The sequence below is a fragment of the Faecalimonas sp. LCP19S3_D12 genome, assembly GCF_052121495.1.
Taxonomy (GTDB): domain Bacteria; phylum Bacillota; class Clostridia; order Lachnospirales; family Lachnospiraceae; genus Faecalimonas.
In genome coordinates this window covers 1-15,127 of sequence record NZ_JBQKED010000055.1, presented here as the reverse complement: position 1 = coordinate 15,127, position 15,127 = coordinate 1, and the positions used below count along the sequence as shown (strand labels likewise).

Genomic DNA, 15,127 nt, shown 5'->3' with positions numbered 1-15,127 from the left:
CTACAAAAAAGAATTGTGGATAACTGAAGCATAAGAAAAGCCCGGACTTTTGTCCGGGACTTTGTCTACAGTCTGACCCGGACTTCTGTCCGGGACTTTGTCTACAGTCTGAAGGAATGGATTCATTCCATTCCTTTTTTACCCGGGGGAACTATCGCAGCCACTGCAAATCCGTAGATTTTTTTAGCTCTATGAGCTATGTGGTTTTGTTCTTGATGTAAGCTCTCTCTAATTTTTTTGTTATTTTTATGAGTTTCTCATAACTACGCTTGCAGTGGCTGCGACAGTTCCCCCAGAGATATGACAGATTAATGATACTTTATCTCCAAAGACTACTTGTCATCGAACTACTCACATCAGTATGTGCACTATGTATACATCTCACACGATAGTAATATCCACGTCCTACGCTGAGAATCTTTTCTGTGCCTACAGACCACGTGTTGCTTAATTCAGCTGTCCACGACGTCACCCTTGCCCAATTGTCACCCGATAATCTCTCTACAATGACATTTACTGTCACATCACATTTTTTTGCAGCTATTGTAACTCCTCCCGCAGCTATTTTCCCCGTACCTGCATCGCTGATAGTAGACGTGCCTGTTGACAAATATACCCCTCTTGTTTCCGGCAACATCTGTCCAATGATGGTATCTCCAGTCAATAAATACGAATAGTCTTGAGTTATGTTGCTGCCCTCCTGCGCATGTGAGACTGTCTCACTTGTAATCGTTCCAGCTAATCCAAACGTAAATACACTTGCAATCATCAATATTTTTTTCTTCATTTTTTTCTCTCCTTTTTGTCCTTATACTATATATACACATAAGTCGAGAAAAACTAACGCTATTTTTTAAAAAAAATGTAAATTTTTTAAAATTTTTTCAAATTCCGCCTCTTTTAGACCATTTCCAATAATAAAATACTGTATTCCATCATATTCAAAAGAACCTCTGCTTCTCTTCTCTGTGCTGTCTGAAACCTGATACTGCTTAATATGTATACACACACCATCAATTTCCATATCATATTCTTTAACAAGAGTATCTTCCATATCTACTCCAAATGAGCTAGTATTATAATTTACATTTATATAATACAAAACACTTGCCTCCCCCCCATTGCTATATATAAAATAGCTATTTTGTATTTCCCCCAAAATAGTTGCTTCTTGAAACTCCATATTTTCTGGCAAATAGTACATTCTGACTGGATCAAATCCAAGCTCATCCTTTATCCTCTGATATGCCTCTTCCTCTTCACTCACTTTTGCTGATACAATATCTTCATTATCTGAGTCAAAATTTGTCTGTTCTCTATCACCTATCTTCCAGTGAAAACTCCGAAATATCCTCTCCGGTCCTCCAACACTTGTAATCCCCACCGCAAATGCTGCCATAACTGCTGCCGCCAGAACCACATATTTCCGTCTCTTTTGTTTTCTTTTGTAAATTTTTCCAAGACGAATTAACTCCTGCTGTTCGGTCGACAATTTTTCTCCTAATACTTCCTGCTCCTCTTTATATTGTCTAATCTGCTCATATAGCTTTTCATCTATCTTAGAAGGTGCTGTCAGACTTTCTACGTCCTGATCCACCTCCACCTCCCGCATAATCTCATCCGCTTCTTTTTTCAGTTCTTCTTGCAAAAATCGTTTCATTTCCTCACTCATAATGTCTCCTTATGCAACTATCAACAGATCTCTTCCTGTACATTACACTACTTACGTTCTTTTGTCCATTCCTCTTGACCTTTCACAAAATACTGTTTAATATTATTTTATAGAAAAAACTTCGGAGGAATGTTATGAAACGTATTATTCTTACCGGTGGTGGTACCGCCGGTCATGTTACACCTAATATTGCTTTACTGCCCCGTCTAAAAAAACTCGGATATGATATTCACTATATTGGTTCCTATACGGGTATTGAAAAAGAATTAATTGAACAATTTGAAATTCCTTACCACGGAATTTCCTCTGGTAAGCTTCGACGATATTTCAGTGTGCAAAATTTCACTGACCCATTTCGGGTACTGAAAGGATTCCAAGAAGCCAATAAATTAATCAAAGAGTTAAAACCGGATGTCATCTTTTCAAAGGGTGGATTTGTCTCCGTTCCTGTTGTCATGGCTGGAAAACGCCGTCATGTGCCAACTATCATTCATGAATCAGACATGACCCCCGGACTTGCAAACAAAATTTCCATTCCATCTGCAACAAAAGTGTGTTGTAACTTTCCAGAAACTTTGGAACACCTTCCTAAAGAAAAAGCAGTGCTTACCGGTTCTCCGATTCGTCAGGAATTATTAGAAGGGAGCAAAACTGCCGCACTTGAATTCTGCGATTTAACCGATGACAAACCTGTTATTTTAATTATAGGCGGAAGTCTTGGCTCTGTTGTTGTCAATAATGCCATACGTTCTATCCTTCCTGAGCTACTAAAAGACTTCCATGTTATCCACCTCTGTGGAAAAGGAAAGATGGATGACTCCTTAAAATCTTTAAAAGGTTATGTTCAATTTGAATACATTCAGAATCAGTTAAAAGACTTGTTTGCACTCACTGATATTGTAATTTCACGGGCCGGTGCAAATGCAATCTGTGAACTTCTTGCACTTCGCAAACCGAATCTTTTAGTTCCACTTTCTGCAAATGCAAGCCGCGGAGATCAGATTTTGAATGCTCGTTCTTTTGAACATCAAGGTTTCAGCGTTGTTTTAGAGGAAGAAGATTTAAGTAAAGATACACTTTTAAATTCCATCTACAAATTATATCAACACAAAAACACTTACATAAATGCTATGAAACACTCTTCACAGCAGGACTCTATTAATACAATTATTAAACTAATCGAAGAAGCTGCTCACTGAAACAAAGCGAGATAACTCAACAGATGGTGCCGAAACGGCACCATCTGTTTTCTCAGAACCAGTTGACAACTTCTTCATATTCCTTCTCATAATTCTTCCGTATCCATTGTCTGGCTCTATATAGTCTACTATTCAATACTTCAACTGCAATTCCTAATTGATCTGCTGCCTCTTGTTGTGATTTTCCAAAACAATATACCTGCATAACTGCATCATACCATATTCTATGTTCCTTATATAAACGTTCAAAGATTCTAAACTCCAAGCACTCAGCCCTTCTCTTCTGCTCATTCCTCAGATAATACTCTTCCATATTGTTTATATAACAGACTCTGTCTTTCGTCCCTCTAAATAGATCAAATACTCCTGCTAATATCTCGCGTTTTCTATCTCGATTATAGTTAAACGCAGAATTTCTAGCTGTTGTTATCAGCCACGGATAAACACTTTCTAAATCTACATTTTCAAAATAGATATATAACTGAAAAAATGTCCTTTGTGTAATTTCACTTGCCAGATCTTCACACTTGGTATAATGCATAGCCACTTTAAAGATTGAATCTTTATACGCCCGATAGATACTGTCGAATTTTTTATCTTTTGACGCTTTTGATTCCACAATAAATATCTCCCGTTTTTACTACTTCTCGTTCATTTTCTTTAAAATGTACTCTTTATCTTTGTCTGTGAGATTTCCAAGTTCCCACTTAATATCAACCGTATCCTCTTTGTAACGTGGAATCAAATGCATATGATAGTGAAATACACTCTGCCCAGCTACTGTTCCATTATTCTGTACGATATTATAACCATCACACCCTAAAATGTCTGTTAGTTTCGTTACCATTTGCTTTGCAAGCACAAGCACTTTTTCTGCAATTTTGTCATCTAATTCATATAGATTTGCATAATGCTCTTTCGGAAGAATCAATGCATGTCCTTTCGAAGCTGGTTCGATGTCCAGAATAACTCTGAAGTCATCATCCTCGTATAATGTTGCAGATGGAATCTCTCCCGCCGCTATTTTACAAAAAATACAATTTTCATCTTTCATTTTTCTTCCTTCTTTCTTTTATTAATCCCTTTTGAATGTCTAATATTGTCGCATTTTGTCGACGAAATTCATTTGAATAACTGCCATACCAATGCTACACTTTCATATGAAAGGCGGTGCACTCTATGCAACTAAATAAAGATAATCAGTTACTTATAAGTAAAATTTCACATGAACTTAGAAACCCACTCACTATTATATACAGCACACTTCAACTCATAGAATCCAGACATCCTGAGACGAGAACATTCGAACATTGGCACGAACTAATGAAAGATGTAGAATTTATGTCACTACTCTTGGATGATCTTTCTCGTTTCAACCATGCCAATGCCCTTAATCTTTCAACGTTCTCGTTTCGTCCATTTTGGGAATATATATCTCTGTCTTTTGCTGCGTCCATCGCAGATACAAAATTGGAATATTTTTCCAAAATAGATCCTTCTATTAATCAGATTACAGGAGATAAAACAAAATTACAAGAAGTATTTTTAAATCTTTTAAGAAATGCCACCGAGGCAGCTCTGCCTGATGGCTCTATTTCCATGACAGCTGAGCAAACCTGTGACTCTATCCTCATTCAAATTCAGGATAACGGCTGTGGTATTTCAAAAGAACATATAGACTCAATCTTTGAACCATTTACTACATACAAGAAAAACGGTACGGGCTTGGGACTTTCCATTTCCCAGAATATCATTCATGCTCATCATGGAACAATCGAAGTCGACTCCACTCCCCAAAAAGGATCAACTTTTCGAATTACGCTTCCAACAAAGCAGTGTTGTGACAAGACATCCTGTCAACAGACCACCAATATGAGCGAAGTTGTCAACACCTCCACTTGTGAATCCCGTATACAAACTGATGAAAATCATCACGATCATTCCTTGTTTTGTGATATTTCCAGCTCTTCCATGATTTAAAATTGCAAGACACAGCATGGCTCCGGTCAATCCAAAAATCGCGCCGGATGCCCCTGCTGATACGCTATAGTCCTGTTTCCATATATCTACAGCCATAGATAGCAGATTCCCCCCTAATCCACTTAAAAAATATATCACAAGGAATCTTATCTTTCCGACAAACATTTCAACATTCCAACCAATTACTACAAGTGTAAGCATGTTATTCATCAGATGTGAAAATCCAAAATGAAGAAACATACAAGTAAACAACCTATAATATTCCTTATACTCGACTACAAAAGGAACATACATCGCTCCATGTTCCAACATATACATCCCATCTTCCATCCTTCCACCAAAAGAAAGAAGTAAAAAAACAATGATATTTGCAACTGCAATTCCAATCGTACAAACTGCTTTTTTCTGATTTGCCATAAATTTCCCCTTTCTACAAAAAGAATATACCCTATTATAGAAAGTTTCTGTTGGAATTACAAGTCATCCTGTTCAATGTGAATTTCGTCCCAATATCCCCATTTGCATTTTTTCTTTTTATCTAAAAGTTTCTTTACCGGTTCCCAAAAATCCTTTTTCTCATGAATTTCCAATGTCGTTCTTTCTTCCATCTTTTCTTCATAATTTATAGGTTGGGCTACTTTTTCCTCTTTTTGTTCCTCTTGAACTTCTGCTATCAACTCGTTCATAATACGTTCAATACTATAATTTTCTTCCATCGATGCCTTATGAATCCTGTAAGCAAAATGTATACCTTCTTTCTCCTTATAGTTCACCTCACTTACAAAATACTCTGTCAGCCTATGAAACTCCTCTTTTAATTCACACTCACACCTTGGGAAATAGCAAAAATAAAATTCCTCTTTCTCACAGTAAATATACTCTGGATCTAGCAATATACAATTTGCCTCCAACATGAATTTACGGATCGTCTTAATTGTCCGAAGCAATGCATAAACAAGATTTTTCATCTCCTTATAACTTAAGTTTGCTTTTTCATGAATTGCCTTTAAAGAAACTTTCCCGCTGATATCATAATAATACTGACTGATATTATCTACATATCGAATATCTGTCTTCAAAAGTCCAGGGATCGTATTCTCTTTTAACATATATATCTGATAGTCTTCCGCTTCACTTTCTACCCCTTCTAAAATCAAATATGCCCGTTTTAAATCATTTTTATAACACGCCTTCACTTCGTATCTCCTATCTCCTCTTCTAATTTTTTTATTTTTCGTATTCTTCTGATATATGTTTCGGGATCTGTCCGGTCAACTGATGCACAAACTTCTACCGTCATCATTTTTCTTTCAGCACTGCATGTAACCATAATCTGTTCTTTTTCCAATTGAATCTTTTCTTTTATGTTAGAAAATATAATTAATTTCCCTTTAATTCTTCTTCTAAAATATGCTTCTAACTCCTCCTTTTCATAGCCTTTTCTTCCACTTCCCACAACAGCAGTCTCATACACTGCCCCGGATAAAATATTCTTGTCATGAAAGTAAAATATGATATACACACTTGCCATGAATACCATCAGGACAATTGGCACAACAAAAGACGCCTCTATTGTAAAACTTCCATTCTGCTTCTTTTTCATATCATAAGCACCCCCAGATACGACACCGTCAAAAAGGGAATAAACGGAAGTGTGACAGAGTTCTTCCACTTTTTAAATACGATTCCCATAAGAGAAACAAATCCTGTAAGAAAAAATGCAGTTACCACAATCTCCAACATACAAATACCACCCAAATATATTCCCATAAGACTAATAATCCAACTATCACCATATCCAATTGTCTCATTTGAATATTTACTTATAAGCCAGAAAACAATTCCAATTAATACTCCTCCCACAATCTCACCACCCCCTTGTCTTTTAAAAAACAAGCTGAGTAAAACCATAAACAAACTCATGATAACTAGCAGCATTGTTGAAATCTTTCTTGTGCGCAAATCACTGATACTACACAAAAGCAGAAATAGCAACACTATAAAATCTCCTACTTTACACACCTTTTACATCCTCCTCTTCCATAAACTTCCGACAAAGTTACTGCATAAACGGTTCGTTTGAGTCTGCGGCATGAAAGTGAACTATGATATCGATTGCCGGTATCTGTAATGTATACATTCCCCTTTCCAAATCCCTTTCTCATACAAGATTCACATGGATAATACTTTCCTCCATCTTCATTGCGCAATTGTTCCACATCTGATTTGTGAACGGACTTGATAGATAATTCCAAATAGGTACAATCTGGATCTTTATGATATACAATTCCAGTATCTGTAATGTATACTGTCTCATCATTCTGATTCCCAAATCCATTACCCGCATAACCGTTCCACCCTTTTACTCGCACATATTCCTCCTGTGTGATTGCGGGAATTCGAAACATCATAACTGGAATTTTTACTTTATATGTAAGTGACAAATCCATAATTCCTGTATTTCCCCATGCTTTTGATTTTCTACAATCTATTCCATTCGAACCTCCAAAAATAATACTCTGATCCAGCCACTTTTCTCCAACATGATCTACAATATGCTTCTCCACTTTTTCCCGAATGACCATTGGATTAACATAAGCCTCCTCTGCCATTTCTTTTGCCGCACAGTGAAGCGCAGACTTCATCACAGTCTGGACACTCATAATTTCCAATAGATACACTAGACTTAGTACTGCTAAAAAGAATATGGGCACCACTAGCGCAGCCTCCACTGTGACACTTCCTTCAGAGGCGAATGAAGATGCCCTTTTCGATAAAGAGATGAGATTTATTTGAGAGAGATGTGTCAAAAAAGAGTCTTTCTCCTTTCCTTTTTGTTTTTGATTATTTTTATAAGTTTTTTCGTGAGTATTATTAAATCGAAAGGACATCTTCATTCACCTCTTTTCTTTTTATTGATATCCAAAATATGTTGAAAATTCATATTTTACGCCATGTCGCAGTCTGCATTTACTTTCAATCTCCATTCGCATTACACAGTGATCCGCTTTCAGATTCAAATTTCTTTCAATTAAATCTAACGCACGCATGGACAGAGTCTCTTTATCTTGTAGGAGCAGTAAGCCTTTTAGGTAATCTTGATAAGTCATCCCTTCCCCACTATCTTGCCCAGAATCTTGTACTCCGTGCTCTCCAAGACGCAAAAGTGCTGATAACTGTAGATTCCAATTTTCTTTATTTTTAACAAGTGGTACTTTTTTTCCGGCAACAAGTGCTCGAAGATCAACAAGTCCCTCTCCATATGCCCATGCCATAAGAATTGCATGCTTTACCACCTCCGTAATTCCCGGAACTGTGAGAAGAGTACATAAAGACAATGCCAACACTTCTGCTTCCGCTTTTTTGCTTTCATCAGTAAGCAGATATGCATAATTGATTCCCAAACGAATAGGTAATATTTTCTTCACAACCGCCTCTAAATTTTTTTGATCACTTTCATATCCTCCAATCAGATATTCCAATTCATAGTCCAAAGCATGTTTCTCCTTTTTTTGCGTAATGTCGGAAAAATGCTCCAGTAAATATTTCTGAAAAAAAAGTTTGCCGGTAACTTCATTTTGTTTTTCTTTTTCCATAAAGTTTCCCTTCCCTCTATTCAGTTTACGAATCGAAGCAAGCTCTTCTTTTTTTATACTTTTCTCGGATAATTGTTCTGGATTTTCCACGATAATTTGTAACAGATTTGATTTTTGAATTGAAGAAACCGATTCCATTGGATTATTTTCACTTGGCAGACTCTCTTGCGTCTCTTCAAGCATTGATTCAAGATTCTCCTGAACCTCTGTTTCCGCTTTTTCAAAGTTTTTTCCGCTTTCTTCCTGCCCTTCCCAATATGAACTGTCTTCGTCTATATGATCTATTCCAATCTTATTTTCCATATAACGGACTGCCTGCCGATAAAATGGTGCCCCCATATTATCTGTCAACAGCTCTGACCTCTGAATCTTATTAGCATTCTCCTGCGCCCCATAATATTCCAGACGTCTTGTGAGCTTTCTTTCATCCCATATTCTATCCCCATAGCTTCCATCCAATGCAAATACATCATACTCCTCCAACAATTCTTTTTGATATTCCGCAAAGACACTTTCTACCGCAAGACTTGTATCCGCTCTCTTGTGATTCTTGAGCACTTGAATCGAAGCACTTTCAATTATTGCACCTAGAAGTGATAAAATTAAAAGAAAAATCAGACTCAAGAACGCAGTAATCTCTCCTTTTTGCACTTATCCACCCACCTTATATCCTACCGCTTTCACTTGTAATCTTTTCAAAAATAGACTCTACCAAACTTGTCAGTTGTGATTTAAAAATAATAACCAAACCAATCAACACAACCAAAATCAAAATTACCTCCACAACTCCGATTCCTTTTTCCTCTTTCATAAATTCCAAAAAACGTTTTATCTTCTTCATACTTTTCCTCCTCGTATTATTTGATATATTTTTATAGCTGCATCGATAAAAATGCAGGAACAATCACGATGATAAGTACAATTGCAAGCATTCCAAACATCGGTGCAAGAAGTTTTGTTCCAGCCTCTTCCCCTAATCGCTTTGCCCTGCTTTTTCTGTTCTCGAATGCCTGAGCTGCTTCATTTCGCAACAAATCTGCCATCCCTTTTGTTCCTTTCTTCAAGTTCTGTGCAAGCAATGCCCCGAATTTCATATACACTGATATTCCACACCGCTTACCAAATCTCTCATACGCTTCCACCTCTGTGATTCCACTTTGCATCTCATTGCAGGTATAGCGCATCTCTTCATATGCCCCCCGCTCTCCGGTACATACCTTGTGTTCTTCATAGTTTTTGACTATCCTTTCCCACACACTTTTTGTTGTCATCCCAGTACTCAAAAGAAGTGAGAACTTATTAATAATTTCAGGATAATCCGTAAGCATCTGTTCCTTTCGCTCCTTTTGAGCTTTTTGCTCATTTTGTTTTTTCAGCGCAATCATGAGCACCGCACTAATCATACCGAGACCAAGTACATAATAGCCTCTCGATTCCACCTTCTTTTCCCAATTAATCGGTTGCTCATCTATTTCGGAAGGCAGTAAAAACACTTTTTCTGTCTTTGTTTTTTCTTCATTTTCTCTTAATAGCTCCTGAACATCTGACAAAAGCTTTTCTTCTTTGCTCTTTGTCTCTGGATATACCATCGCATTTGTCACATACAATGCCTGTTCTCCCTCATACATAAGAGTTCCTCTTAGTCCCACTAATGTTCCCTCCGGTTTTGTCTTTTCTGTCTGAATTTCACCTTGAACATTCATCACCTCATAATGATCCAATTCCCACTGAATGAGCACTGGATACTCTTTCCACTCCGTAAGCAGATTTAAGTCCTTATCCACATGATTGAGACTTTTATTTTCTCCCAAAATAACCTCATCCATCTCTTTGATCACCTGTTTGAAAATTTTCCGTATCTCCCGTGGTGTGTACTTCTGTTCTTCTACATCTACGATAATTTCTTTTTCTTTTACTTCATGTCCAACCGTGATTTCATAAGTCTCTCTTCGATTCCCTCCACCATAAGCATTTCGTTCTATTTCCACGGAATTTTTTCCTTCCCTGTCTATCAAAAAAAGTCCAAATGCAATGGTATTTGCACAAAATAGAATCAATAAAATCTGCCCTCCCGTCTTTCCTTCAAACCATACGAAACTCTTTCTTTTCCGTTTTTCAACTACTAAAAAGAGTAATGTCAGATATCCAATGATACATAAGATCATATCTACACCTCAATTTCTACAATTCGTTTTCCAGCCTCATATGCAATCACATATCCCAAAAAACAAATCGTCATAATCACAACTCCAGCCACATTGCCATATAAAATTCCCATAAACTCCGGAAAACTAAACTTCATATAACAGATCATTCCAAACGGAATAGCTGACATCACTTTAAATTCCAACTTTTTAGATGCTATGATTGTCCCAATTTCTCTTCTGATATCTGCTTTTTCTGACATCTGTTGTACCGTATTTCGGATAATTCCAATCATATCCCCACCACTCCTTTTCGCCATGACAAATATGGTTACAAATGTCTGTACATCCTCTTCCTTGGTTCGTTCTGAAAATTCCTGCAATACTTTCTCTATCGTAAAATTTACATCCAATTGTCGAACCATATACCGAAATTCTCGTATAATTAACTCGTCTTTTTTGTATATGACTTGAAGATCTTTCAGGACCTCCCTCATAGCATTTTCTACCGAATATCCAACATTTAATGCTGTTGCCAAAGCTTGTACCGCTTCCTTAAACTGCAATTGAAACATATTTTTCCTTTTCTCTATCCATTGTTTTTCCCATGATTTTAAAAAATAGATTAAATAAGGTGACAATAGAATTGCACACAGACATGTCCCATAGAACAAATAAGAAATCATTAGAATTGCAAGAACCCCTACCAAAGTCGCCAACAAATAATCACGCCTTCTAATATCCTGCTGCCAGTAATTTTTCTTGATTTTGAATCTCATGTAATTTTACCCATTCTCCTTTTATTTTTCCATCAACCATCTTCGTCTCTTGGAACTCATACAATGTCTGAAGCTGTATTTTACCTTCTTCATACCCTAATACCTCCACAATCTGTAGTAACTTTCTACTCCTGTCTCTAAGTCGGCCAAGATGTATAATAATATCAATTCCTGCCGCTATTTGTCTTTGTATTGCCGCAAGCGGAATGTCCATTCCCATCAATACCATTGTCTCTAATCGACTGAGCATATCCTCCGGACTATTTGAATGCCCACTGCTCGCTCCACAATGTCCGGTATTCAGACTTTGTAGCATATCAATTGCCTCTCTTCCGCGCACTTCACCAACAATAATTCTAGATGGTCTCATGCGAAGTGCTGACTTAATCAAATCACGAATAGTGATTTCCCCTGTTCCTTCTACATTTGCATTTCTTGCTTCCAGGCGAACTAGATTCGGAACATTTTGGATTCTCAACTCCGCATTATCCTCAATTGTGATAATTCTCTCATCTTTTGGTATGAAATCCGACAACGCGTTTAAAAAAGTAGTCTTTCCAGAGCCTGTCCCTCCGCTAATGAAAACATTGTATTTTGCTTCCATAAGCCGTTTTAGAAACGGTATCATCTCCTGACCAACTGCTTCTAAACGAACGAGTTGCTCCATCGTGATATTCTCTTTCGGAAATTTTCGAATTGTCACAATTGGTCCATTCAATGCAATCGGATATAATACGACATTGACTCTGGATCCATCCGGGAGTCTCGCATCCACAATCGGAGATGCCTCATTTACAATCCGGTTTGATCCCGCAACAATCTGTTGAATGACATCTTCTAGCTTTGTTCTTGTAATAAACCGCTTTTCAAGCTCCAATATCTGTCCTTGTTTCTCCACAAAAATATTATTGATTCCATTAATCATAATTTCTGTAATCTCATCATCTTCAATCAGTTCTTGTAAAATATCCAGCTTTCGAAACGCATTAAACAATTCCTTCCCAAGACCTGATTTTTGCCTTAATGATATATAAGTCTCTTTCCCTTTTTCATCTAAAATCCGGTGTATGATTTCTACAAGTTCATCATCCTCCACTTCCTTTGACAAATCCATCTCTGTCAAAATTTTTTCATATAATTCTTCCATTTGAATCATAAGACTTCCTCCTTCACAAGTTGTCTCATTTTATTTTCAATATCTTGTAAGCCGATAAACATATATGTTTTTTCCATCAGTCTCTCCAGTTGAAGCCTTTGCAGATTTTCTTCATATTGTCGCAGCTTTTCTTGTGAAACATCATCCTCTAAAACGGGCATATAAATTCTGTCACACAAGTCAAGCATTTTCAAAAGTCCCTGCACACTTTCTCCAATATCTAACAAAATTACCTCATAGACACTATCCTCCACAATCTGTTTGAATAAAACTTTCCATTCCTCCCAAAGTACCTCTTTCAAATCAAGACTCACCGGCATCGGTGGAATATAATCCAATTCATCAATTGTCCTGACCAGCATCCTAAGTCGAAGTCCGAAATTGCTATTTTCCTGTTTGGTATAGTACAGAGCATCTCCAAGATTTCCATTATCTATCTGCTCAAACATCTCTCCATATCCAAAGTACTCTTCCATATTCAAATACAGTACCTTTTTAAATTTTGCTAATTCTTTTCCAAATGCTATTGCAAAACTTGTCTTTCCAACTCTGTGAATAGGGGAATATATCGCTATTATTTTAACAAATTCCTTTTTCACACTTTTCATCACATTCTCTTTTGTTCTTTCAAAATATGTTTCTAGAATCTCTGATAATATCTGATCTACACACTGATATTTGTAAACACATTTTTCTTCCCGATACACATTTTTGCAATTTCCTGTAGTCAGCACAAAAATTTGTTCTGCATCTACCTCACTACAATCTCTCTTTGCATATGTTTCATCCACAACCAAAATATGAATGCTCCTGTCTTGCGAAAGTATTTTTACATTTTCCCATGTACTACATACATACACTTTTACTGCAAATTCGTTTCGTTCCATGATATTTTCCATAAGTTTCTCAGCATATTTGACCTCTTTATCACATATTACAATATTCTTTTCACTCAAATACTCCCTCCTTTGTATTTTATTTTTTAACTTTGGATTTCTCGCCGGAATCGGCTCTTGATTTTTAAAAATTTAAGAATGACTTAACTTGTATGTTGCATTATAAACGTCTTTTTCTCACTTGTCCATAGCATTTTTTCAAATATTTCATTTTTGTGCAATCTCTATAAAATTTTATACGCCAATATACCATAAAGCATTGCAACCCCTGGAATTCCAAGTAGCCCAGATGTCAAAAAGGATATCCCATTCAAGCCTACACTCAAAGAAATACCCTTATACTCTAAGTATTGGTTTATAAAAAAAATTAATCCCATCCCCAATATCGCCCTGACAATAAAATTAACAATAAAACTTGTTCTAGGTTCTTCCTGCATCGCCATTTCCCCTTATATCTTTATATACAATATGTGAAATGATAATATTTTATTACTGCTTTTCATCTACAAATACGGCTCTCCCGGTATCATTGGATAACTTCCCATTGCAATTAATAGTTCCAATCCTATTTGTCTTGCTTCCTGCACTGCTGCTTTTACTGCGCTTGCATCTCCGGAAAATGCTAAAATCACTTCATTGGAGTGGCTCGTTCCTTTATTCGGGGTCATGTAGTTTACAATCTCAACATGTGAAGCTTTTACCGCTGCATCTGCCATAACAAGTCCAATTGCCGCAGGAGATCCCGCTAAAAAACCAAATGCCTTATCTCGTTCCGCCCCAAATGCTTTTTGAAGTATCTCCCCCGCACTCGCAGAATACGCAAACTCCAAGTGTCCCGCTTCACTAATATATAATTCACCTGCATATTTATTTGTTAATTCCAATGCCATCTGAATTGCATCTCTTACATCTGACACATCATTCCCACCAATTACAACATAGTTACCATGTCCACCCCATCCTTTTGTATCACGTGGAAGTTCGATACTAAGCACCTCTGTGTTCGTTGCTTTTACTGCATCATCTAGCGCAGTAAATTGTCCCGCTGCTCCAGTTCTTGAACTCAACAATCCAAGTGTCCGATATTTTTCCCCTATATCCATCTGTTTCAGCAAACTATCGTCCGCTCCAGGTATAACAAGTCCAATTGTGTCAAGAACCGCCGTTCCCACAAATTCTGTTCTTGTGCAATCCATACTGATTAATCTTACATCCATTTTTTGTTCCTCCAAGCAAACTCTCTTAGTCCATTGTATCTTATGCAAAAAGGAATGTAAATATGGTATTTTATTCTATTTTTTGTCTATACTAGATAAAAGAGACTATTTACAAGAATGAGGGGTGTCGTATGAAACTATTTCAAAAGAACTGCCAAAGAGAAACATCCGAATACAATATACACGAAGAAATCGAAAAGGTAAAAGCACAGATGGATGCCGCATATTCCAACTTTCAAAATGCCGTTGACCCAGATCTCATTGACTGCTGTATTTTTGAAAGCAATGCTGCATGGAAAAAATATCGTTTTTTACTGAGACAGGCTAAAGGACAGCGTTCCTGCCACTAAAAAACGGGGGTTTTGCCAAACCCCCGTTCAGAGTGTAGACAAAGTTGGTGCTGGAGTTTAACTCCAGCACCACTTTTCTGTATGAATGAAATTTCTCGTTGCTTTTATTAAAGAGCACCGCATATCAGATACTTTCTG

Annotated in this window: 19 protein-coding genes and 1 pseudogene; 3 read left to right on the top strand and 17 right to left on the bottom strand. The window is 37.0% G+C overall.

The window, feature by feature from the left end; all coding sequences use genetic code 11:
- Positions 1-319 precede the first annotated feature (319 nt).
- On the bottom strand, positions 320-787 hold the full coding sequence (locus tag ACTQXY_RS13695) for a hypothetical protein (RefSeq protein ID WP_441659931.1): 468 nt from the start codon (positions 785-787) through the stop codon (positions 320-322).
- 66 nt (positions 788-853) lie between these two features.
- On the bottom strand, positions 854-1,672 hold the full coding sequence (locus ACTQXY_RS13690) for a DUF4367 domain-containing protein (protein ID WP_441659930.1): 819 nt from the start codon (positions 1,670-1,672) through the stop codon (positions 854-856).
- Positions 1,673-1,806: 134 nt separating this feature from the next.
- On the opposite strand from ACTQXY_RS13690, the gene ACTQXY_RS13685 reads away from it, so the two are divergent.
- Positions 1,807-2,871 carry an undecaprenyldiphospho-muramoylpentapeptide beta-N-acetylglucosaminyltransferase gene (locus ACTQXY_RS13685; protein WP_441659929.1) on the top strand — a complete coding sequence of 355 codons (1,065 nt, stop codon included), beginning with the start codon at positions 1,807-1,809 and terminating at the stop codon, positions 2,869-2,871.
- Positions 2,872-2,923: 52 nt separating this feature from the next.
- Here the strand turns inward: ACTQXY_RS13685 and ACTQXY_RS13680 are convergent, their stop codons facing one another.
- Together ACTQXY_RS13680 and ACTQXY_RS13675 are read right to left on the bottom strand one after the other, a co-directional pair.
- Positions 2,924-3,490, bottom strand: coding sequence for an RNA polymerase sigma factor (locus ACTQXY_RS13680; RefSeq protein WP_441659928.1), 567 nt, complete (start codon positions 3,488-3,490; stop codon positions 2,924-2,926).
- Between the two features lie 21 nt (positions 3,491-3,511).
- On the bottom strand, positions 3,512-3,925 hold the full coding sequence (locus ACTQXY_RS13675; protein WP_441659927.1) for an HIT domain-containing protein: 414 nt from the start codon (positions 3,923-3,925) through the stop codon (positions 3,512-3,514).
- Between the two features lie 125 nt (positions 3,926-4,050).
- Between ACTQXY_RS13675 and ACTQXY_RS13670 the strand changes: the two are divergent.
- A pseudogene (locus ACTQXY_RS13670) lies at positions 4,051-4,650 on the top strand (sensor histidine kinase); the annotation flags it as partial.
- 24 nt (positions 4,651-4,674) lie between these two features.
- Here ACTQXY_RS13670 and ACTQXY_RS13665 read toward each other — a convergent pair.
- The 13 genes from ACTQXY_RS13665 to pduB all read right to left on the bottom strand — a co-directional run bounded on the left by ACTQXY_RS13665 (position 4,675) and on the right by pduB (position 14,639).
- A complete protein-coding gene (locus tag ACTQXY_RS13665; protein WP_441659926.1) occupies positions 4,675-5,268 on the bottom strand; it encodes a rhomboid family intramembrane serine protease in 594 nt (197 codons plus the stop codon).
- A gap of 56 nt (positions 5,269-5,324) precedes the next feature.
- Complete coding sequence (locus tag ACTQXY_RS13660; RefSeq protein WP_441659925.1) at positions 5,325-6,047, bottom strand: DUF6382 domain-containing protein; 723 nt, start codon at positions 6,045-6,047, stop codon at positions 5,325-5,327.
- A complete protein-coding gene (locus tag ACTQXY_RS13655) occupies positions 6,044-6,454 on the bottom strand; it encodes a TadE/TadG family type IV pilus assembly protein (RefSeq protein ID WP_441659924.1) in 411 nt (136 codons plus the stop codon). Before ACTQXY_RS13655 ends, ACTQXY_RS13660 begins: the two co-directional genes overlap by 4 nt.
- Positions 6,451-6,873, bottom strand: coding sequence for a prepilin peptidase (locus tag ACTQXY_RS13650; protein WP_441659923.1), 423 nt, complete (start codon positions 6,871-6,873; stop codon positions 6,451-6,453). Before ACTQXY_RS13650 ends, ACTQXY_RS13655 begins: the two co-directional genes overlap by 4 nt.
- Positions 6,861-7,532, bottom strand: a complete 672-nt coding sequence (locus ACTQXY_RS13645) for a pilus assembly protein (protein WP_441659922.1) — start codon at positions 7,530-7,532, stop codon at positions 6,861-6,863. The genes ACTQXY_RS13650 and ACTQXY_RS13645 overlap by 13 nt, the downstream gene beginning before the upstream one ends.
- Positions 7,533-7,763: 231 nt before the next feature.
- Positions 7,764-9,098, bottom strand: coding sequence for a DUF5702 domain-containing protein (locus ACTQXY_RS13640; protein WP_441659921.1), 1,335 nt, complete (start codon positions 9,096-9,098; stop codon positions 7,764-7,766).
- A gap of 13 nt (positions 9,099-9,111) precedes the next feature.
- Complete coding sequence (locus ACTQXY_RS13635; RefSeq protein WP_441659920.1) at positions 9,112-9,288, bottom strand: Flp1 family type IVb pilin; 177 nt, start codon at positions 9,286-9,288, stop codon at positions 9,112-9,114.
- Between the two features lie 31 nt (positions 9,289-9,319).
- Positions 9,320-10,612 (bottom strand): type II secretion system F family protein, encoded by a 1,293-nt coding sequence (locus ACTQXY_RS13630; RefSeq protein ID WP_441659919.1) that lies wholly within the window; start codon positions 10,610-10,612, stop codon positions 9,320-9,322.
- Positions 10,613-10,614: 2 nt separating this feature from the next.
- Complete coding sequence (locus ACTQXY_RS13625; protein ID WP_441659918.1) at positions 10,615-11,370, bottom strand: type II secretion system F family protein; 756 nt, start codon at positions 11,368-11,370, stop codon at positions 10,615-10,617.
- Complete coding sequence (locus ACTQXY_RS13620; RefSeq protein WP_441659917.1) at positions 11,327-12,526, bottom strand: TadA family conjugal transfer-associated ATPase; 1,200 nt, start codon at positions 12,524-12,526, stop codon at positions 11,327-11,329. Before ACTQXY_RS13620 ends, ACTQXY_RS13625 begins: the two co-directional genes overlap by 44 nt.
- Complete coding sequence (locus tag ACTQXY_RS13615) at positions 12,523-13,482, bottom strand: hypothetical protein (RefSeq protein ID WP_441659916.1); 960 nt, start codon at positions 13,480-13,482, stop codon at positions 12,523-12,525. The genes ACTQXY_RS13620 and ACTQXY_RS13615 overlap by 4 nt, the downstream gene beginning before the upstream one ends.
- Before the next feature lie 164 nt (positions 13,483-13,646).
- Entirely contained in the window at positions 13,647-13,859 is a 213-nt protein-coding gene (locus ACTQXY_RS13610; protein WP_441659915.1) for a pro-sigmaK processing inhibitor BofA family protein, read from the bottom strand.
- Between the two features lie 66 nt (positions 13,860-13,925).
- Complete coding sequence (gene pduB / locus ACTQXY_RS13605; protein ID WP_441659914.1) at positions 13,926-14,639, bottom strand: microcompartment protein PduB; 714 nt, start codon at positions 14,637-14,639, stop codon at positions 13,926-13,928.
- A 131-nt stretch (positions 14,640-14,770) separates the two neighbouring features.
- Here pduB and ACTQXY_RS13600 point away from each other — a divergent pair, with 131 nt between their 5' ends.
- Complete coding sequence (locus tag ACTQXY_RS13600; RefSeq protein WP_004613177.1) at positions 14,771-14,989, top strand: YaaL family protein; 219 nt, start codon at positions 14,771-14,773, stop codon at positions 14,987-14,989.
- Positions 14,990-15,127 lie beyond the last annotated feature (138 nt).